Below are 18,829 nucleotides of genomic sequence, written 5' to 3' on the forward strand. Positions count from 1 at the left end.
GCTCGACCTGTTCTGCGGCCTTTCGTACGTTCTCGACCATGAGCCGGCCGACGACCTCGCCACCGGGCGCCGCGTCCCGGGGTGGATGGGGGTCGCCCCGGACGGGGAGCGGGTCGTCGCCAGGGCCTCGCCGAGGGCACCCGGGTGCCGGCGGCGAAGGGCGTGGACCGGGTCCGGGCGGCGACCGACCTCGGCAACGTACCGGTGGCGAAGTCCTTCGAGCGGCTCGGCTACGTCAACTTCGAACGGGCGTTCACCATGGTGGGGGCCCGGGAAGTGCCTTAACGGGTGGACGGCCGCCCCGGAGGGCGGCTACGGTCTCCACCGACACCGGCGACCGGCTGCGGAAGGAGGCGGGAGACATGCGCGGGAACAGCCGCACCACCAACCCCAGTACATCGCTTTCGCGCTCCCGTCCCGCCCGCCGGGCGGTGTCGGACCCCGTCTGACCGGGAGCGCGGCATTCCGTCCCGGAGGACACCTTCATGACCGCTCCGGTCATCATCCGCGCGCTCACCCCGAGCGACGCCGCACTCTTCACCACGTTCCAGGACAGCACCCACGTCGGTCGGGCCGCCTTCGGCCACGCCTACACCTCGACGGCCGACGGCGGCGAGTACCGCCCCGACTGGTCCTGGGTCGCCCTGCGCGGGGACACCGTGATCGCCAGGGCCGCCTGGTGGGGCGGGCCCGACGACACCGAGCCCGTGGTGCTCAACTGGTTCGACTTCGCGGACGGGGAGGCGGAGGCGGGCGCCGAACTCCTGCGCCGCGCCCCGTTCGACAAGGAGTACGAGCTGATCGCGCCCGCCGGGTGGCGGGACGATCCGGCGGTGCGGAGGTCCGTCGAGGCGCGGGTCGCCGCCGCGACGGCCGCGGGCATGAAGCCGCTGGTCGAGCGCTACCGCTACCGGTGGACCCCCGGCTGCCCGCTGCCGGAGCGGACCGGGCGGCTCACCTACCGCCCCGAGCCGGACGACGCGGTCGTGCTCGACGTGCTGCGCCGGGTGCACTCGGCCACGCTGGACGCCCACGCCCGCAAGGCGATCGAGGGCCCCGGCGGTCTGGAGGCGGCGGCCCAGGAGGAGTTGGACTTCTTCCACTGGTGCCCCTCGCCGCGTGAGTGGTGGCAGCTCGCGTACACGCCGGACGGGGAGGTGGCGGGCATCCACGTGCCCGCGCACAACCCGTCGGGGCCCTGCGTCGGCTTCGTCGGGGTCGTGCCCGAGGCGCGCGGGCACGGATACGGCTACGACCTGCTGGTGGAGTGCACGCGCTTCCTCGTCGAGCACGGCGCCGAGTTCGTCGCGGGTGCGACGGACCGGGGCAACGTGCCGATGGCCGCCGCCTTCGCCCGCGCCGGGTACCCGATCACCCAGGAATGGGTCCATCTGGCGTGAGGGCCCCGGCCTCCTCGGCCAGCCACTCCAGTCGGAGGAGCTGCTCGTCGGGGATCGTCGCGTCCTCGCCGCGCGGCCCCACGTTGAGCAGGACGTTGCCGCCGTCGGCGGCCGTGTCGCGGACCAGTGAGGTCAGCGTCGGCCGGTCGATGAAGGCGTCCGGGCCGGAGTTGCGGTTGTAGCCGAAGCTGTGGTCGACGCCCCGGGTGATCTCGTACGGGTCGGAGCCCTCGTAGCGGGCGTACTCCGGGGTGCGGAAGTCGAAGACGGGCGGTGTGCGCGGGACGAAGCCCTCGCCCTGCGCCACCGTCCGGCGGTCCCACCAGTTGTACAGCGCCCTGGCTCCCGGCAGGGTCAGGCCCCGCCAGTGCGGGGCGTAGGGCAGCAGGCGGTCGTTGACGACGCCGTGCGGGACGGTGAAGCGGTAGAAGTCGACGAGGGAGCGGATCTCGCCGGCGGAGGCCGGCCAGGCGATGTCGTTCCAGAGGATGTCGGGCCGGTAGCGGCGGATCAGCTCCCGCAGCTGGGCGCCGGCGTAGGCGGGGTAGCTCCCGCGCGGGACGGCGGAGAACATGTCGGCGGCGGTGCCGATGGGCCGGTCGTCGAAGGTCCAGTCGAGGCCGCCGGAGTAGTAGACGCCGAAGCGCAGGCCCTCGGCCCGCACGGCGTCGGCGAACTCGCCCACCACGTCGCGGGTGGTGTGCCAGCCGGCGCGGTGCGGGTTCCCCGTCTCCGAGGGCCAGAGGCAGAACCCGTCGTGGTGCTTGGTGACCAGGACCGCGTAACCGGCCCCCGCCTCGCGGAACGCGCGGGCCCACGCGGCCGGGTCCCAGCCGGCGAGCCCGTCCTCGAAGTCGCGGCCGAAGTCCGTGTAGGGGCGGGTGCCGTAGGTGGCGCGGTGGTGGGCGGCGACCGGGGAGCCGGGGAAGCGGAGCGCGTTCTCGTACCACTCCGCGTACGGGGTCCAGCCCAGCGGGGCGCGCCGGCCCGCCGCCGGGAGTTCCTCGGCGGGGACGTGGGGCGGGGCCCAGCCGGGAACGGAAGCGGGTGTCCAGTGAACGAAGATCCCCAGCCGGGCCCGGGACCACCATGAAGCGACCATGGCGGGAGTATCGATCATTCGCGGGGAGCCGCGTAAGCCCCCTCGGCCACCGGATGCGGCTGCTGGGCCTTCTGGGCGCGGATCAGGTCGCGGTACCAGGCGTAGGACCGCTTGGGCGTGCGGGTCAGGGTCTCGTAGTCGATGTGGACCAGGCCGAACCGCTGCGAGGCGCCCTCCGTCCATTCGACGTTGTCGGTGAGCGACCAGGTGAAGTAGCCGCGTACGTCGACCCCGGCGTCCATCGCCGCGCGCAGGGCGGTCAGGTGGCTCTCCAGGTAGGCGATGCGGCGGTCGTCCGCGTGGGGCTCCTCCAGGGCGCAGCCGTTCTCGGTGATGTACAGCGGCGGGAGGCGGTCGCCGTAGCGGGCGCGGAGCGCGGTGACGATCTCGGTCAGCCCCTCGGGGACCACGGGCCAGCCGAAGCCGGTCTTCTCGTAGCCCTCGATCTCCTTTATGCCGAAGGGCAGTTCGGCGGGGATCGCGAAACCGGAGAAGGTGTGCAGCGCCTCGGGCCCGGGCGCTCCGACGAGGGTGGGGTTGTAGTAGTTCACGCCGTACCAGTCGAGCGGGGTGGAGATGACCTTGAGGTCGTCGGCGACCGGGCCCGGCATCAGGGCGGCGAGGTTCTCGTCCGGGTAGCGGCCGGTGAGGACCGGATCGGCGAACAGCCAGTTGGTGAGCGTGTCGTACAGCTCCGCGCCGAGGCGGTCGGCGTCGGTGTCGCCCGCGGTCCAGACCGGGGCGTGCGAGAGCGCGGCGCCGATGTTGTCCGCGCCCGCCGCGCGCAGGGCGCGGACGGCGAGGCCGTGGGCGAGGAGCTGGTGGTGGGCGGCGGGCAGGGCGTCGAGGAGGAGGGTCCGGCCGGGGGCGTGCTCGCCCAGCGCGTAGCCGAGCAGGGTGACCTCGGCGGGCTCGTTGACCGTGATCCACATGGGGACGCGGTCGGTGAGCCGTTCGGCGACGATGCCGGCGTACTCGGCGAAGCGGTAGGCGGTGTCCCGGTCGAGCCAGCCGCCCGCCTCCTCCAGCGGGAGCGGGGTGTCCCAGTGGTAGAGGGTCGGGGCGGGGGTGATGCCGTGGGCGCAGAGCTCGTCGACGAGCCGGTCGTAGAAGTCGAGCCCGTCGGCGTTGACCGCCCCGCTGCCGCCGGGCACCACCCGGGGCCAGCTGACGGAGAACCGGAAGGCGTCGGCGCCGAGCCCGGCCAGCAGGGCGACGTCCTCGCGGTAGCGGGCGTGGAAGCCGGTGCCCCGGGTGGTGTCGGTGCCGTCCTTGATCCGGCCGGGCAGCGCGGCGAAGGCGTCCCAGCCGGAGGGGCCCTTGCCGTCCGCGTCCACCGCCCCCTCGGTCTGGAAGGCGGAGGCGGAGGCTCCCCAGAGGAAGCCGGGAGGGAACATCGGCAGGGTCATCGCGGCCTCCAGCAGCCGTACGTATGAGCAGAACCAGTACGTGTGAGCAGAACCTGTATGAGCGGGAACCTCGCCGGGCAATGATCAGGACCAGACCTTAATCGCCGGTGGCGGGCGGCAACAGAGCCTGTCGCGTGGATCGTGGAGCCCGTTCCCGGGTGGCCGCGCGCCCCGCCCAGGGACGAGGAGTGGTGGATGCAGTTCGAGGTGTGGGCCCCCGAGGCGGACTCGGTCGTGCTGGAGGCGGCGGACGTCCGGCGCCCGATGGAGCGTGACGCGGGGCGCGAGGGGTGGTGGACGGCCGAGGCCGAGGCCTCGGACGGGGACCGCTACGGATTCCGGGTGGACGACGGACCGCTGCTGCCCGACCCCCGCTCGCGGCGTCAGCCGGACGGGCCCGACGGGCCGAGCGCGGTCGTCGACCAGGAGGCGTACGCCTGGCGCGGGGCGTGGGCGGGGCGGCGGCTGAACCGTGCGGTGCTGTACGAGCTGCACGTGGGGACGTACACCGGCGAGGGCACCTTCGACGCGGCGGCGGCCCGGCTGGGCCATCTGGCCGAGCTGGGCGTCACCCATGTGTCGCTGATGCCCGTCTGCCCGTTCCCGGGCGTCAACGGCTGGGGGTACGAGGGCGTCTGCCTGTGGGCGGTGCACGAGCCGTACGGCGGGCCCGAGGGGCTGAAGCGCTTCGTCGACACGGCGCACGGGTTGGGGCTCGGGGTGGTCGTGGACGTCGTCCACAACCACCTGGGCCCGTCCGGCAACCACCTGCCCGCCTTCGGCCCGTACTTCACCGAAACCCACCACACCCCGTGGGGCGCCGCGGTCAACCTGGACGCGCCCGGCTCGGACGAGGTGCGGGCGTTCCTGCTGGGCAGCGCCCTGGCCTGGCTGCGCGACTACCGGCTCGACGGACTGCGGCTGGACGCGGTGCACGCGCTGGCCGACACCCGGGCGCTCACCTTCCTGGAGGAGCTCTCGGCGGCGGTCGACGCGCTGGCCGTCGAGGTGGGCAGGCCGCTCGGGCTGATCGCCGAGTCCGACCTCTGCGACCCGCGCACGACGGCTCCGCGTCCGGCCGGCGGCCTCGGTCTGCACGCCCAGTGGAACGACGACTTCCACCACGCCCTGCACACCGCGCTCACCGGCGAGTCCCAGGGCTACTACGCCGACTTCGCCCGCGCCCCGCTGGCCGCCCTCGCCAAGACGGTGACGTCGGCGTTCTTCCACAACGGGACGTGGTCCAGCTTCCGGGGGCGCAGCCACGGCCGCCCGGTCGACGTCTCCCGTACCCCGGCGCACCGCTTCCTGGGCTACGCGCAGACGCACGACCAGATCGGCAACCGGGCGCTGGGCGACCGGCTGGCCTCCTCCCTCTCCCCCGGTCTCCAGGCGTGCGCCGCCGCCCTCGTGCTGACCGGCCCCTTCACCCCGATGCTGTTCATGGGCGAGGAGTGGGGGGCGCGCACCCCGTGGCAGTTCTTCACCGACCACACGGACCCGGAGCTGGCCGAGGCCGTACGCAACGGCAGGCGGCGGGAGTTCGGGGCGCACGGCTGGGCGGAGGAGGAGATCCCCGACCCGCAGGACCCGGCGACCCGGGACCGGTCCTGCCTCGACTGGTCCGAGCCGGAGCGCGAACCGCACGCGCGCCTGCTCGCCTGGTACCGCGAGCTGATCGCGCTGCGGCGGATGCTGCCCGATCTGCACGACCCCGATCTGGCGTCGGTGAAGACCGCGTTCGACGAGGACGCGCGGTGGTTCGCCTACCGCAGGGGTGATCTGCGGGTCGTGGTGAACCTGGCCGGCGGGCCCGCCGCGATCCCGCTCGGCCTGGGACGCCACCGCCGTTCCGGTGGGCGGGTGCTGGCGGCCTGGGAGCCGGTGGAGGCTCCGGGCGCCGACGGGGTGCTGCGCCTGCCGCCGGAGTCGTGCGTGGTGCTGGCCGACGACTGACCCCCCGTCGGCCGTTCCCACCGCTCCCTTGCCTTCGCGTGCACTTCAACTCGTAGCGTTCCCGGCAGCGCACGACACACGAGAGGAACACCATGAAGCAGCGATTCCTGGGGCGTTCGGGCCTGCGCGTGAGCGAACTGTGCCTGGGCGCGATGACGTTCGGCCAGGACACCGACGAGGCGACCGCCCATCGGATCCTCGACACGTTCACGGAGGCGGGCGGCACCTTCGTCGACACGGCCGACGTGTACCACCGGGGCGTCTCCGAGGAGATCCTCGGCCGGTGGCTGAAGGGCCGGCGTCGCGACGACCTCGTCATCGCCACCAAGGTGTTCGGGACGATGGGCGAGTCCCCGAACGCGGGCGGGCTGAGCCGCAAGCACATCGTGTCGGCCGTGGAGGCGAGCCTCCGCCGCCTCGGCACGGACCACATCGACCTGTACCAGACGCACGTGTGGGACGCGACGACGCCCGTCGAGGAGACCCTCTCCACCCTGGACACGCTGGTGAAGGCGGGCAAGGTCCGCTACCTGGGCGCGAGCAACGTCTCCGCCTCCCAGCTCCAGCGCTCCCAGGACCTCGCGGACCGCAACGGCTGGGAGCGGTACGTGTCCCTCCAGCCGCTGTACAACCTGCTCGCGCGCGAGATCGAGTGGGAGCTGGTGCCCGTCGGCGTGGCGGAGGGCGTCGGCATCATCCCGTGGAGCCCGCTCCAGGGCGGCTGGCTGACCGGCAAGTACCGGCGCGGGATGACCGCCGCCGCACCGGGCACCCGGGAGGCCCGCTACCAGGAGGAACTGGGCCGGGAGGCCTGGCGGGAGCGCGACAACGAGGAGACCTGGCGGGTGGTGGAGGCGGTCGTCGAGGTGGCCGGGGAGGCGGGCCGCACCCCGGCGCAGACCGCGCTGCGCTGGCTCCTCGGCCGGCCCGGCGTCACCGCGCCGATCGTCGGGGCCCGGACGCCGGAGCAGCTGGCCGACAGTCTCGGCGCGGTCGGCTGGGAGCTGACGGCGGAGCAGGAGGAGCGGCTGGACGCGGCGAGCGCCCGGCCGCTGCCCTACCCGTACGACGTCCTGCACCGCTTCCGCGACCGGGAGCCGCGCGACGACTGAACCGGTCGGGCCGCGCGCTGGTCCACCGGGCATCCCGGGACGGCCCTCACTCGACGACGGCCAGTTCGCGGGCGGTGGTGTTGAGCCGCCGCCCGCCGTCCTCGGTGACGGCCACGATGTCCTCGATCCGGACGCCGAAGCGGCCCGGGAGGTAGATGCCCGGCTCCACGGAGAAGCACATGCCGGGCACCAGCGGCTGCTCCTCCCCCTCGATCATGTAGGGCGGCTCGTGGGTGGTGACGCCGATGCCGTGGCCGGTGCGGTGGATGAACCGTTCGCCGTACCCGAACTCGGTGATCACCGCACGGGCCGCCCGGTCGATCTCCTGGCAGGCGACGCCGGGCCGCACGGCGGCGCAGCCCGCCTGCTGGGCCTCGCGGACGATGTCGTGGACCCGCTGCTCCTCGGCGGTGGGCTCCCCGACGTGGACCGTACGGGAGGTGTCGGAGCCGTAGCCGTGCTTGAGGCCGCCGAAGTCGAGGACCACCATGTCCCCGCGCTCGATGGTGCGCGCCCCGGCCTCGTGGTGCGGGTTGGCCCCGTTCGGGCCGGAACCGACGACGGTGAAGTCGACCTGGGAGTGCCCGAACTCGCGGAGGAGGGCGGCCAGATCCGTGGCCACGTCGACCTCGCGGCGCCCGGAGAAGCGGACCTTGAGGATCTCCTCGTATGTGGCGTCCGCGGCGGCCCCGGCGGCGGTGAGCCGGGCCAGCTCGGCGGCGTCCTTCACCGCGCGGAGCATCGGGAGCGCCTCGGTGAGCGCGGTGTAGGAGGTGCCGGGCAGCTCCCGCTGGAGGCCGAGCAGGTGCATCGCCCAGGCGTTGTCGCTGACGCCGAAGCGGCCCTGGGCGTCCAGCAGCGGGGCGGTCACCGCGTACGGGTCCTTGCCGTCGGTCCAGTCCCGCAGGGTGAGGGCGGGCGCGCCGGTGGCGGCGGCCGCGTCGGGGGCCTCCAGGGTCGGGACCACGAGCACCGGTTCCTCGCCGGCCCGCAGCACGAGGAGCGTGAGGCGTTCGGTGCTCACGGGGCGGTAGCCGGTGAGGTGGACGAGGTCGGGGCCCGGCGCGACGATCACCCCTGCGAGCCCGGCCTCGGCGGCGGACTCGGCGGCGCGCGCCATCCGGGCCCGGTAGTCGTCGACGGTGAAGGGCGAGGGCGGAGCGGACGGCTGGGTGAACGGGCTCGGGCTCGACATCAGGACCTCCTGGCGGTGCGGAACGGCACACAGCATCCTGCCCGCCCGGCGGGGCGCGCGCGACCGGCTTGGCGAAGCGTGTCGGTCCTCGGCGACGGCCCGGCGGAGCGTCGCGAGCAACGCGGACGGGCGTCGGAACGACCGGGCCCCGACGGCGGCCGGGCGGGCGCCGGAAACGACCGGCGGTCAGAGCCGCACGATCAGGTCCGCCCGGTTCCGGCCCCGCTCCACCAGCCGGGCGTTCGCCTCGTCGGACCGGGCCACCCACTCCTCCGCGCGCCGCCGGGGCCGGCCGTGGCGGACGTGTCGGTCGACGAGCCGGCGCACCCGGGCCTCCGGGTCCGGCTCCAGGAACCACACCTCGTCCAGCAGGGTGCGCACCGGTGCCCAGGGGCCGTCGTCGAGCAGCAGGTAGTTCCCCTCGGTGACGACGAGCGGGACGGCCGGCGGTACGGGCAGCGCGCCGGCGACCGGCTCCTCCAGGGATCGGTCGAAGGCCGGGGCGTAGACCGTGTGCAGCGGGTCCGGGGCGCGCAGCCGCCGCAGCAGGGCCACGTATCCGGCCGCGTCGAAGGTGTCGGGGGCGCCCTTGCGCTCGGCGCGGCCGAGGCGGTCCAGCTCGGCCGCGGCCAGGTGGAAGCCGTCCATCGGGACGAGGGCGGCGCGTCCGTCGAGCTCTGCGACGAGTCGTTCCGCCAGAGTGGACTTCCCGGCCCCGGGCGGGCCCGCGATTCCCAGCACCCGTCGCCCTCCGCTCTCCGCGAGGGCGCGGGCCCGGTCCGTCAGCGCGGCCCGGCCGCCGGTGGTCGTACCGTCCAGGATGTCCATGCGGGGCATTGTGCGGGGGCCGGGCCCGCTCGCGTTAGTGTTACGTATAACTTCACCCGTGCAGCCGTCGTCCGGCACCCGTCCGGTCCCCGTGGAAGGTCCCCGCCATGTCCCACATCGCCCTGGTCACCCTGGTCGTCCGCGACTACGACGAGGCCCTCGCCTTCTACCGCGACGCGCTCGGCTTCGAGGTGGCGGAGGACACCGACCGGGGCGACGGCACCCGCTGGGTGGTGGTCCGCCCGCGCGGGTCCGCGCCCGGCACGGGGCTGCTGCTGGCCCGCGCGAAGGACCAGGCCCAGAGCGGGGCCGTGGGGGCGCAGACGGGCGGCCGGGTCGGCTTCTTCCTGCACACCGAGGACTTCGCCGCCGACCACGCCCGGATGGCGGCGGCCGGGGTGCGGTTCCTGGAGGAGCCCCGGCACGAGACGTACGGCTCCGTCGCGGTCTTCGAGGACCTCTACGGCAACCGCTGGGACCTGCTCCAGCCGGCCGGCTGACCCGCTCGCCCCCGCCGCGGGCCCCTCACGGGGCGACCCCGTCCCGGCCCTCCAGGTGGGCCAGCACCGCGAGGACGCGGCGGTGGACGGTGCCGTCGTCGGGCTCCAGGCCGAGCTTGGCGAAGATCGAGCCGATGTGCTTGCTCACCGCCCTTTCGGAGACGGTGAGTTCGGCGGCGATGGCGGCGTTCGCCTTGCCCTGCGCCATGTGCTCCAGGACCTCGCGCTCGCGGGCGGTGAGGCTCTGGAGCGGGCCCGCCGAGGACTTGCGGGTGAGCAGCTGGGTGACGACCTCCGGGTCGAGCGCGGTGCCGCCCGCCGCCACCCGGTCCAGGGCCTCCAGGAACTGCTCGACCCGGCCCACCCGGTCCTTGAGCAGATAGCCGATGCCCCGGGCGCCCCGGGCGAGCAGTTCGGCGGCGTACGTCTCCTCGACGTACTGCGACAGGACCAGGATCGGCAGGCCGGGCAGTTCGGCGCGGGCGGCGATCGCGGCCCGCAGCCCCTCGTCCCGGAAGGTGGGCGGCAGCCGCACGTCCAGCACCGCTACGTCCGGGCGGTGTTCGAGCAGGGCGGGCAGGATCTCCGGGCCGGCCGCCGCGTCGGCCACCACCTCGTGTCCCGAGCTGGTGAGGAGCAGGACCAGCCCCTCGCGCAGGAGGGCGTTGTCCTCGGCGATCACGATCCGCACGGCAGCTCCACTTCGATGTCCGTCGGCCCCCCGGCGGGGCTGCTGACGCGGGTGGCGCCGTCCAGCGCGGCGACCCGCCGCCGGATGCCCACCAGCCCGCTGCCGGCGCGTTCGTCCGCGCCGCCGCGACCATCGTCGCCGATGGTCACCCGCAGGATGCCGGGGGGCCGGTCGATGCGGACCCGGGCGGCGGTGGCGCCGCTGTGCTTGCTGATGTTGGTGAGCGCCTCGGCGACCACGAAGTAGGCGGCGGCCTCGATCGCGGCGGGCAGCCGCCGCCCGTCCTCCACCCCGTCCAGCTCCGCCGTGACGGGTACGGCGACATCGGCGGCCAACGCCCGTACCGCACCGGCCAGTCCACGGTCGGTGAGGACCGGCGGGTGGATGCCGCGCACCACGTGCCGCAGTTCGGCGAGCGCGGCCTCGGCCCCGTCCTGCGCCTCGTCCAGGCGGGCCCGGGCGGCGGCCGGATCGCGGTCGAGGAGCTGCTTGGCGATCCCGATCCGCATCGACAGGGCGACGATCCTGGCCTGGGCGCCGTCGTGGAGGTCCCGCTCGATGCGCCGCAGTTCGGCCCCGTGCGCGGCGACCGCGCCGGCCCGGCTCTCGGTGAGGTGGGCGATCCGCTCGGTGAGTTCGGCCTCGGGGGGCGGGGCGAGCAGGGCCATGGTCCAGCCCGCCGCGAGGTCCGCCAGCACCGGGTGCCAGCGCAGGGCCCAGCCCGGCCGGTCGGGCGGCTCGATGCCGTACTCGTCGGCCCGGTGGCGGTCCACCAGCCCCACGGCGGGCAGCGCGACGCCGTCCACCAGCAGCGCGACGGGCCACAGGATCATCGCGAGGTAGCCGAGCCCCATGCCGAAGATCGTCTGGAGGGGCAGCCAGAGCGCGAGCCGCCAGGTGGTCCGGTCGGTGAGCGTCCGCCGGACCCGTTCGGTCAGCTCGACGCCGCCGAGCGGCGGGTAGGTGGCGGGGCGGTGTCCCGGTCCGAGCCGGGCCGCCGCCCTGCGGCTCTCCGCCGAGGCGGCCCGGCGCAGCAGTGTGGCGGCCTCCGGCAGCGCGGGCAGCCCGATGATCGCGACGGCGAACAGGAGGGCGGCCACCACCAGGAACCCGCCGACGTAGGTCAGCATCGCGACCCCGATGCCGATGAGGAGGTAGCGCGAGGCTTCCAGGGAACGCCGGACGGCGACCGTGAGGGGACCGGGTGGTGGGCTGCTCATGGCAGCCCACGGTACGGGGGCGGGCCCGCCGTCGGAGGGGGGTGGTCCCCCGGCCGGGGGTGGAGCCGGCTGCACCCCCGGTCCGGTAGTGCGCACCCTCGCTCCGCCGTCCGGCGGCTCCTAGCGTTCTAGCAGGTCGAACGGTACGGGGACGGTGGAGGCGAACAGTGGGTACGACGATGGTGGAGCAGAGAGCCGCGCTCGGTCTGGAGGGGGTGAGCCGGAGCTACGGACGGCGCGGGAGCAGCCGGAGGACGACGGCGCTCGACGGGGTCAGCTGCGCCGTCCCGGCCGGCAGCTTCACCGCGGTGGTCGGCCCATCGGGTTCGGGCAAGAGCACCTTCCTCCAGGTCGCGGCGGGCCTGGACCGGCCGACGTCGGGCACGGTCAGGATCGCCGGCACGGACCTCGGGTCGCTCTCGGAGGCGGCGCTGACCCGGCTGCGCCGGGACCGGGTCGGGTTCGTCTTCCAGTCGCACGCGCTCAATCTGGTGCCGTCGCTGTCCATCGAGGAGAACGTGGTGCTGCCGCTGGTGCTGGGCGGCGCGGATCCGGGCGGCCCCGATGTGCTGGCGCGGGGACGGGAGTTGCTGGCCCGGGTGGGTCTCGCGGGGCGGGGCGGCGACGGGCCGTCGACGCTGTCGGGCGGCCAGCAGCAGCGGGTCGCGGTGGCGCGGGCGCTGGTGACGGAGCCCGAGGTGATCTTCGCGGACGAGCCGACCGCCTCCCTCGACCCGGAGTCGGCGGCGCTGGTGCTGGCGCTGCTGCGGGACGCCGTACGGATCGAGGGCCGCACGGTCGTGATGGTCACCCATGACCCGGTGGCGGCGAGCTGGGCGGACACCGTGCTGACGATGGACGGCGGTCGGCTGCGATGAAGAGGCGCACGAGCACGACGGACCGCGTGCCGTCGCGAGCACGCGGCAGACGTACGGGAGCGGCGGACCGGGAGCCGCTGGGGGTGCGGCAGGGGTCGCGGCGGGCTTCGGCGTTCCTGGCCCGGCGGTCGCTGGCCACGCACCGGCGGGCCTGGGCGGCGGTGATCGTGGCGACGGGCGCCGCCGCCGCGCTGATCGGCGCGTTCGCGTTCGTCGTCGGCTCGCTGCTGGTGGCGGCGCCGCCGGTGCAGCGGTACGCCGGCGCGGACGCGGTGGTGGCGGCGGACCAGAAGGTCTCCCACACCGCGAAGCCCTGGGGCGGCGAACCGCGGACGGCGACGGCGTATCTGCCGGAGCGGGCCCGGCTGGACCGGTCGGTGCTGGCCGCCGTGGCGGGGGCCGACGGAGTGGCGCGGGCCGTCGCGGACGACTCCGTGCCGCTGTCCACGGGCGACGGGCGGACGGCCGTCGGCCGCTCCTGGCCGTCCGCCGTCCTCACCCGGTACGAGCTGGCCGAGGGGCGGGCCCCGGGGGACGCGGCCGAGGTCGTCCTGGACGCCGCGCTCGCGGCGGGCGGCCACGCACCGGGCGACCGGATCGTGCTGCGGGCCGGCGGAGCCGCCCGGACGTACACGGTCAGCGGGATCGCCCGCACCGGGCACGGCGGCGACGCTCCCCCGGCCGTGTTCTTCACCGAGCCCCGGCTGACCGCCCTGGCCGGGCACCCGGGCCGGATCGACGCGATCGGCGTGGTCGCGGAGCCGGGCGTCCCGGCGGACGCGCTGCGGGCGGCGGTCGGCGCGGTCCTGCCGGAGCGTTCGGGCGTCCCCGGCTCCGACCGGGGGGTGCGGGTGCTGACGGGCGCGGAGCGCGGGGAGGCCGAGCACGTGGACGCGCTCGGCGGACGCGGCGACCGGCTGGCCCTGCTCGGTTCGATCGGCGGGACCGTGCTGATGGTGGCGCTCCTCGTGATCGCCTCGACGCTGTCCCAGGCGATCCATCAGCGGTCCGGGGAGCTGGCGCTGCTGCGGGCGGTGGGGGCCTCGCCCCGTCAGCTGCGGTCCGCGATCGGCCGGGAGGCCGGCCGGGTTGCCGCGGCGGCGGCGCTGCTGGGCGGCGTCGGGGCCGTGCCCCTGGGGCTCGCGATGCGTTCGCTGCTGACGACCGGTCCGCTGCCGCTGCCGGTGCCGTGGTGGCTGCCGCCCGCCGCGGCGCTGACCGGCGGGCTGCTGGTGGCGCTGTCGGCGCGGCCGGTCGCGATGCTCGCCGCCCGGTCGATCACCCGGCTGCGGCCGGCCGCCGCGCTGGGGGCCGCGACGGCGGACGAGCCGAGCGGGCCGGGACGGTTCCGTACGGTGGCGGGCGTGGTGCTGGCCTTCGCCGGGATCAGCTCGGCGGGGGTCGCGACGACGCAGAGCGGTCAGGCGGCGGGCGTCGCCGCCTCGGGTGCGGCGATGTCGCTGGTGATCGCGGTCGCCCTGCTGGGGCCCCGGATCTCCCGGATCGCCCTGGGCGTGCTGGGCCGACCGCTGCGCCGGGCCGGCGGGGCCCCGGGGTTCCTGGCCGAGCGGGCCGCCTCGGCGCACACCCGGCGGCTCGCCGCCGCGTTCACCCCGATCGTGCTGGTGGTGGCGTTCGTCTGCGTGCAGCTCGCCTCGGGGCCGACGATGGAACGGGCCGCCGGGCAGCAGGCGTCCGCCGCGCTGCGGGCGGACCTGGTGGCGACGGGCGGCGGGGCGGGGCTGCCCGCCGGGGCGGCCCGAACGGTGCGGGAGGTCCCGGGGGTCAGGGCGGCGACCGGGGTGCTGCGTTCGACGGTCGTCCTGGCCGACCGGGAGGCCGGCGAGCCGGTGCTGACCCGGCTGCCCGTGCTGGGCGTGGAGGCGCGCGGCCTGTCCGGCACGCTCGATCCCGGCGTCACGGCGGGCGACCTGGACCGGCTGAGGGGACGGGACGCGGTGGCGGTCGGGGCGGACCGGGCAAAGAGCCTGGACGTCGGCCTCGGGGACCGGGTGGCGCTCCGGCTGGGCGACGGTACGCGGGTGGAGCCGAAGGTCGTCGCCGTGTACGAACACCAGCTGGGAGTGGGCGAGTTCCTCTTCCCGCGCAAGGCGCTGGCGGGCCATGTCTCGGCCGCGCGGGACCAGGTCGTGCTGATCCGGACCGGGGACGGGGCCGGGGCGGACCCGGCGGCAGCCGTGCGCGAGGCGCTGGCCCCGTACGGCGGCGGGGTCGCGGTGCGCGCGGCCACGGGCGACGACGTGGCGATCGCTCCACCGTTGTCGGACGGGGACAACGCGATGATCGTCATCGGTGTCGGGGTGATCGGGGGCTTCGCGCTGCTGGCGGTGGTGAGCACGCTGGCGCTGATCACGATCGGCCGCCGGGGCGAGTTCCGGCTGCTGCGGATGGTCGGCACGGGGCGTCGGCAGCTGCGGCGGATGCTGGTGCTGGAGACGGGCCTGGTCACGTTCGCCGGGCTGGTCATCGGCACGGCGGTGGCCGCGGTCCCGCTGACCGCGTTCGCCGTCTCGCTGGCGGGCACGGCCCCGTATCTCCCGCCGGCGCACTACGGCGTGATCGCCGGGGCGGTGGCGCTCGCCGCGGCGGCGGGGACGCTGGTCCCGGGCGCGTCGGCCGGGGGACGCTCCGTCCTGACACGGAGCGCGAGGTGAGCGGGCGGCGGGGCGGCCGGCCCGGGCCCGCCACCATTCGGCTCACAGCCGAGGCGCGGCGCGGCTTCGTCCGATGACGATGGGGCCATGAAGTCCACGGAGGGCTCCGTCTCCCCGGCCGGGGAGACGGAGCCCGCAGCACCCGCCGAGCGGCACGCCGGCTGGAACGAACTCTTCTTCGACCTCGTCGTCGTCGCCGGGGCGGGACAGCTGGCCCATCTGCTGCACGACGGTCCGCACCTGGCGGATCTGGCCCTGTACGGGGTCCTCTACCTGGCCTTCTGGACCACCTGGGCGGGCATCGCCGTCTACGGGGACATCGCGGCCTCCGCCACCCGGGTCCGCACCCTGCTGATCGCGATGTTCGGCATGGCCGTGATGGCCGCCTCCGTGCACACGGTCCGCGGCAGCCACGCGATCGCCTTCGTCATCGCGTACGTGGCGCTGCGGTGGCAGGCGGGCCGGGTCTGGCGGCGGGGCAGCGTCGTGGTGGACTGGCCGCTGGCCCAGTTCGGTTCGGGTGCGGTGCCCTGGCTCGTCTCCCTCTTCGTGGAGGCCCCGCTGCGCTACTGGCTCTGGGCCCTCGGCATCGCGCTGGACATCGTCACCCTGCTCGTCTCCACCCGCGACCGCGCCCTGCGCCGGGCGGGCGAACGGGCGGCCCGCCGCCGTGACGGGCGCCCGCCGCCGGGCCCCGCGCACTCCCCCGTCGCGGAACCGCCCCGGATCGGCGAGTCGCGGATCGACGCCGCGCACATGGGCGAACGGCTCGGGCTGTACGTGATCATCGTGCTGGGCGAGGGCGTCATCCAGATCATCGACGCCGCGTCGACGCGCGACGACTGGGACCGGCCGCTGGCCGCCACCGGGCTCGGGGCGTTCGGCCTGCTGGCCGCGATCTGCACGCTGAGCCTGCTCTACGGCACCAACGGGATCCCGCATCTGCGCAGGGACACGCTCGCGCCGAGGCTGGCGATGCTGCTGCACGCCGTGATGACCGGCTTCCTGGTCGCGTTGGCGGCTGCGCTGGGATCGGCGATCACCCACGTGGACGACGTTTCGCCCCGGGGCGGGCACTGGCTGCTGTGCGGGGCGATGGCCGGGTACTTCGCGGCGGGGCTGGTCGCGGCGCTGCCGCTCGCGGACCGGTCCGACCGGGTGTGGCTGCTGGGCTGGGGGCTGCCCTGTGTCGTCGTGTCCGTCGCGCTCGCGCCGCTCGGGGCGGGGCTGCCGGTCTGGGCCACGATCTGGATCCTCGTGGGGCTGGTCTGCTGGCAGATCGCCTACGACCCGGGGGCCCCGGGGGCGGGCCGGTCCGGTCGGCGGGTCCGCGGGCTCGGCCGGCGGGCGCACGCCGGCTGACCGGGGGCGGTGCTCAGGTCCGTGCCAGGCCCGTTTCCCGCACGGCCACCGCCTCCATCGCGTCCAGCACCGGCCGGATCAGCGGATGGCCCTCGGCCCCCTGCCGTACGGCCGCGAAGACGCGGCGGGTGGGGGCGCTCCCCTCGACGGGGCGGACGACCACCCCGGTCAGCTCCATCCCGCGCAGCGCGGAGCGGGGCACCAGGGCGACCCCGGCGTCCGCCCCGGCGAGGGCGACCACGGCGTGGAAGTCGTCCGACGAGTGGTCCAGGCGCGGGGCGAAACCGGCGTACTCGCAGGCCAGGACCACCACGTCATGGCAGGGGTTGCCGGGGTAGGGCCCGATCCACGGGTCCTTCGCGAGGTCGGCGACCGCCACCTGGGCCCGGTCGGCGAGGCGGTGGTCCACCGGGAGCACGGCGTCGAACGGCTCCGAGTACAGCGGGACGCGGGTGAGGCGGCGGTCGTCCTCGGCGGGCGCGCCCCGGTATTCGACGGCCACGGCCACATCCACCTGCCGGTCCAGCACCATCGGCACGCTCGCGTCGCCCTCCGCGTCCTGGACCTTGACCCGGATGCCGGGCGCGGTGCGGGCCAGCTCGGTGAGGGCGGGGGCGAGGACGAGGCCGATGCCCGTGGCGAACGCGGCGACGGTGACCGTACCGGCGACGCCCGCGCTGTAGTCGGCCAGCTCCGCCTCGGCCCGCTCCAGCTGGGCGAGGACCAGGTTGGTGTGGCTGAGGAGGATCTCCCCGGCGGCGGTGAGCCGGGCCCCGCGCGCCCCGCGTTCGACGAGGCGGTGTCCGGTCTCCTGCTCCAGGGCGGCGAGCTGCTGGGAGACGGCGGAGGGGGTGAGGTAGAGCGCGGCGGCGGCCGCGGTCACCGTGCGGTGGTCGGCCACCGCACGGAGGATTCGCAGCCGCCGAGCATCGATCATGTACCCATTGTCCCAGGTGGCGGCGGAACCACCGACCCGGTCGGCGGGTCAGGCGGCTTCCGCCTCCAGCGCGGTCCGGGCGTCGACGAAGGCGTCCACGGCACGGTTCACGTCGGCGGTGGAGTGGGCGGCGGAGAGCTGGACGCGGATGCGGGCCGCGTCCTGCGGGACGACGGGGTAGGAGAAGCCGATCACGTACACCCCGCGCTCCAGGAGCAGTTCCGCCATCCGGCCCGCCTTGCCAGCGTCGCCGATCATGACGGGGGCGATGGCGTGGTCGCCGGGCAGGATGTCGAAGCCCTCCTCGGTCATCCGGGTGCGGAACAGCTCGGTGTTGGCGGCGAGCTGCTCGCGCAGGTCGCCGGCGGACTCCAGCAGGTCGATGACCTTGAGGGAGGCGGCGGCGATGACCGGGGCGAGGGTGTTGGAGAAGAGGTACGGGCGCGAGCGCTGGCGCAGCAGGGCGACGATCTCCGCGCGGGCCGCGACGTAACCGCCGGAGGCTCCGCCGAGCGCCTTGCCGAGAGTGCCGGTGATGATGTCGACCCGGTCCATCACGCCGTGCAGCTCGGGCGTGCCGCGTCCGCCGGGGCCGACGAAGCCGACGGCGTGCGAGTCGTCGACCATGACCATGGCGTCGTAGCGGTCGGCCAGGTCGCAGATCTCCTGGAGCGGGGCGACGTACCCGTCCATGGAGAAGACGCCGTCGGTGACGATGAGCCGGCGGCGCGCTCCGGACGCCTCCTTGAGCCGCGTCTCCAGCTCGGCCATGTCGCGGTTGGCGTAGCGGTGGCGCTGGGCCTTGGAGAGCCGGATGCCGTCGATGATCGAGGCGTGGTTGAGGGCGTCGGAGATGACCGCGTCCTCGGGGCCGAGCAGGGTCTCGAAGACGCCGCCGTTGGCGTCGAAGCAGGAGGAGTAGAGGATCGTGTCCTCCTGGCCGAGGAAGGCCGAGAGCCGCTGCTCCAGCTCCTTGTGGACCTCCTGGGTGCCGCAGATGAAGCGGACCGAGGCCATGCCGTAGCCCCAGCGGTCCAGCGCCTCGTGGGCGGCGGCGATGACCTCGGGGTGGTCGGCGAGGCCCAGGTAGTTGTTGGCGCAGAAGTTGAGGACCTCGCCGACGCGCCCGCCGGAGGTGACGGCCACGGTCGCGGACTGCGGGGTGCCGATCACGCGCTCGGGCTTGTGCAGTCCGGCGGCGCGGATCTCGTCGAGGGTGGTGCGCAGATCGTCGCGTACGGAGTCGAACATGCGGGATTCCTTACGGAGTGAGAGGTGCGGTCAGGACGTCGGGGCGTCAGAACATCGGTCAGGGCGTCGGGACGTCAGACGGTCCAGTCGAGGATGATCTTCCCGCCGAGGCCGCTCGCGGCGTCGTCGAAGGCCGCCTCGAAGTCGCGGTAGCCGTACCGGCCGGTGATCACGGGGGCGAGGTCGAGGCCGCCCTCCAGCAGGACGGACATGGCGTACCAGGTCTCGTACATCTCGCGGCCGTAGATCCCCTTGACGGTGATCATCGAGGTGACGATGCGGGCCCAGTCGACGGCGAACTCCTCGGCGGGCA

Annotated in this window: 16 protein-coding genes and 1 pseudogene; 8 read left to right on the forward strand and 9 right to left on the reverse strand. The window is 74.9% G+C overall.

The window, feature by feature from the left end:
* Positions 1-144 precede the first annotated feature (144 nt).
* Complete coding sequence (locus tag DTB53_RS22665) at positions 145-285, forward strand: hypothetical protein (protein WP_012378523.1); 141 nt, start codon at positions 145-147, stop codon at positions 283-285.
* A gap of 200 nt (positions 286-485) precedes the next feature.
* Positions 486-1,400 carry a GNAT family N-acetyltransferase gene (locus DTB53_RS22670; protein ID WP_012378524.1) on the forward strand — a complete coding sequence of 305 codons (915 nt, stop codon included), beginning with the start codon at positions 486-488 and terminating at the stop codon, positions 1,398-1,400.
* Here DTB53_RS22670 and DTB53_RS22675 read toward each other — a convergent pair.
* Positions 1,372-2,502 (reverse strand): alpha-L-fucosidase, encoded by a 1,131-nt coding sequence (locus DTB53_RS22675; protein ID WP_042495818.1) that lies wholly within the window; start codon positions 2,500-2,502, stop codon positions 1,372-1,374. The genes DTB53_RS22670 and DTB53_RS22675 overlap by 29 nt on opposite strands.
* A gap of 14 nt (positions 2,503-2,516) precedes the next feature.
* Positions 2,517-3,911: a GH1 family beta-glucosidase gene (locus DTB53_RS22680; RefSeq protein WP_012378526.1), complete on the reverse strand. Its 1,395-nt coding sequence runs from the start codon at positions 3,909-3,911 to the stop codon at positions 2,517-2,519.
* Between the two features lie 195 nt (positions 3,912-4,106).
* Here DTB53_RS22680 and treZ point away from each other — a divergent pair, with 195 nt between their 5' ends.
* Positions 4,107-5,867: a malto-oligosyltrehalose trehalohydrolase gene (gene treZ, locus DTB53_RS22685; RefSeq protein WP_012378527.1), complete on the forward strand. Its 1,761-nt coding sequence runs from the start codon at positions 4,107-4,109 to the stop codon at positions 5,865-5,867.
* A gap of 92 nt (positions 5,868-5,959) precedes the next feature.
* Complete coding sequence (locus DTB53_RS22690; RefSeq protein ID WP_012378528.1) at positions 5,960-6,979, forward strand: aldo/keto reductase; 1,020 nt, start codon at positions 5,960-5,962, stop codon at positions 6,977-6,979.
* Between the two features lie 46 nt (positions 6,980-7,025).
* On the opposite strand, the gene DTB53_RS22695 is transcribed toward DTB53_RS22690, so the two are convergent.
* Positions 7,026-8,174, reverse strand: coding sequence for an aminopeptidase P family protein (locus tag DTB53_RS22695; RefSeq protein WP_012378529.1), 1,149 nt, complete (start codon positions 8,172-8,174; stop codon positions 7,026-7,028).
* Positions 8,175-8,360: 186 nt separating this feature from the next.
* A complete protein-coding gene (locus tag DTB53_RS22700; protein ID WP_370454215.1) occupies positions 8,361-9,002 on the reverse strand; it encodes a nucleoside/nucleotide kinase family protein in 642 nt (213 codons plus the stop codon).
* Between the two features lie 107 nt (positions 9,003-9,109).
* Here DTB53_RS22700 and DTB53_RS22705 point away from each other — a divergent pair, with 107 nt between their 5' ends.
* Complete coding sequence (locus DTB53_RS22705; RefSeq protein WP_003965477.1) at positions 9,110-9,502, forward strand: VOC family protein; 393 nt, start codon at positions 9,110-9,112, stop codon at positions 9,500-9,502.
* 25 nt (positions 9,503-9,527) lie between these two features.
* Here the strand turns inward: DTB53_RS22705 and DTB53_RS22710 are convergent, their stop codons facing one another.
* Together DTB53_RS22710 and DTB53_RS22715 are read right to left on the reverse strand one after the other, a co-directional pair.
* Positions 9,528-10,193 (reverse strand): LuxR C-terminal-related transcriptional regulator, encoded by a 666-nt coding sequence (locus DTB53_RS22710; RefSeq protein WP_012378531.1) that lies wholly within the window; start codon positions 10,191-10,193, stop codon positions 9,528-9,530.
* Positions 10,181-11,413, reverse strand: coding sequence for a sensor histidine kinase (locus DTB53_RS22715; protein ID WP_012378532.1), 1,233 nt, complete (start codon positions 11,411-11,413; stop codon positions 10,181-10,183). Before DTB53_RS22715 ends, DTB53_RS22710 begins: the two co-directional genes overlap by 13 nt.
* 179 nt (positions 11,414-11,592) lie before the next feature.
* Here DTB53_RS22715 and DTB53_RS22720 point away from each other — a divergent pair, with 179 nt between their 5' ends.
* The 3 genes from DTB53_RS22720 to DTB53_RS22730 all read left to right on the forward strand — a co-directional run bounded on the left by DTB53_RS22720 (position 11,593) and on the right by DTB53_RS22730 (position 16,328).
* Positions 11,593-12,291 carry an ABC transporter ATP-binding protein gene (locus DTB53_RS22720; protein WP_012378533.1) on the forward strand — a complete coding sequence of 233 codons (699 nt, stop codon included), beginning with the start codon at positions 11,593-11,595 and terminating at the stop codon, positions 12,289-12,291.
* Positions 12,288-14,966 carry an ABC transporter permease gene (locus DTB53_RS37900; RefSeq protein ID WP_012378534.1) on the forward strand — a complete coding sequence of 893 codons (2,679 nt, stop codon included), beginning with the start codon at positions 12,288-12,290 and terminating at the stop codon, positions 14,964-14,966. The genes DTB53_RS22720 and DTB53_RS37900 overlap by 4 nt, the downstream gene beginning before the upstream one ends.
* Positions 14,967-15,053: 87 nt before the next feature.
* Positions 15,054-16,328, forward strand: a complete 1,275-nt coding sequence (locus tag DTB53_RS22730) for a low temperature requirement protein A (protein WP_003965482.1) — start codon at positions 15,054-15,056, stop codon at positions 16,326-16,328.
* Between the two features lie 13 nt (positions 16,329-16,341).
* Here DTB53_RS22730 and DTB53_RS22735 read toward each other — a convergent pair whose 3' ends face one another.
* The 3 genes and pseudogenes from DTB53_RS22735 to tdh all read right to left on the reverse strand — a co-directional run.
* Positions 16,342-17,265 (reverse strand): LysR family transcriptional regulator, encoded by a 924-nt coding sequence (locus tag DTB53_RS22735; protein ID WP_003965483.1) that lies wholly within the window; start codon positions 17,263-17,265, stop codon positions 16,342-16,344.
* Positions 17,266-17,313: 48 nt separating this feature from the next.
* Positions 17,314-18,516, reverse strand: coding sequence for a glycine C-acetyltransferase (locus DTB53_RS22740; RefSeq protein ID WP_012378535.1), 1,203 nt, complete (start codon positions 18,514-18,516; stop codon positions 17,314-17,316).
* Between the two features lie 74 nt (positions 18,517-18,590).
* Positions 18,591-18,829: pseudogene (gene tdh / locus DTB53_RS22745) on the reverse strand (L-threonine 3-dehydrogenase); the annotation flags it as partial.

Origin of the sequence: Streptomyces griseus (assembly GCF_900460065.1) — a bacterium.
GTDB lineage: Bacteria > Actinomycetota > Actinomycetes > Streptomycetales > Streptomycetaceae > Streptomyces > Streptomyces griseus.

Coding starts and splice junctions, on each gene's coding strand:
- DTB53_RS22670 (WP_012378524.1), top strand. CDS start 486: ATGACCGCTCCGGTCATCATCCGCGCGCTCACCCCGAGCGACGCCGCA.
- DTB53_RS22705 (WP_003965477.1), top strand. CDS start 9,110: ATGTCCCACATCGCCCTGGTCACCCTGGTCGTCCGCGACTACGACGAG.
- DTB53_RS22700 (WP_370454215.1), bottom strand. CDS start 9,002: ATGGACATCCTGGACGGTACGACCACCGGCGGCCGGGCCGCGCTGACG.
- DTB53_RS22680 (WP_012378526.1), bottom strand. CDS start 3,911: ATGACCCTGCCGATGTTCCCTCCCGGCTTCCTCTGGGGAGCCTCCGCC.
- DTB53_RS22730 (WP_003965482.1), top strand. CDS start 15,054: ATGAAGTCCACGGAGGGCTCCGTCTCCCCGGCCGGGGAGACGGAGCCC.
- DTB53_RS22735 (WP_003965483.1), bottom strand. CDS start 17,265: ATGATCGATGCTCGGCGGCTGCGAATCCTCCGTGCGGTGGCCGACCAC.
- DTB53_RS37900 (WP_012378534.1), top strand. CDS start 12,288: ATGAAGAGGCGCACGAGCACGACGGACCGCGTGCCGTCGCGAGCACGC.
- DTB53_RS22695 (WP_012378529.1), bottom strand. CDS start 8,174: ATGTCGAGCCCGAGCCCGTTCACCCAGCCGTCCGCTCCGCCCTCGCCC.
- DTB53_RS22690 (WP_012378528.1), top strand. CDS start 5,960: ATGAAGCAGCGATTCCTGGGGCGTTCGGGCCTGCGCGTGAGCGAACTG.
- treZ (WP_012378527.1), top strand. CDS start 4,107: ATGCAGTTCGAGGTGTGGGCCCCCGAGGCGGACTCGGTCGTGCTGGAG.
- DTB53_RS22740 (WP_012378535.1), bottom strand. CDS start 18,516: ATGTTCGACTCCGTACGCGACGATCTGCGCACCACCCTCGACGAGATC.
- DTB53_RS22720 (WP_012378533.1), top strand. CDS start 11,593: ATGGTGGAGCAGAGAGCCGCGCTCGGTCTGGAGGGGGTGAGCCGGAGC.
- DTB53_RS22675 (WP_042495818.1), bottom strand. CDS start 2,502: ATGGTCGCTTCATGGTGGTCCCGGGCCCGGCTGGGGATCTTCGTTCAC.
- DTB53_RS22715 (WP_012378532.1), bottom strand. CDS start 11,413: ATGAGCAGCCCACCACCCGGTCCCCTCACGGTCGCCGTCCGGCGTTCC.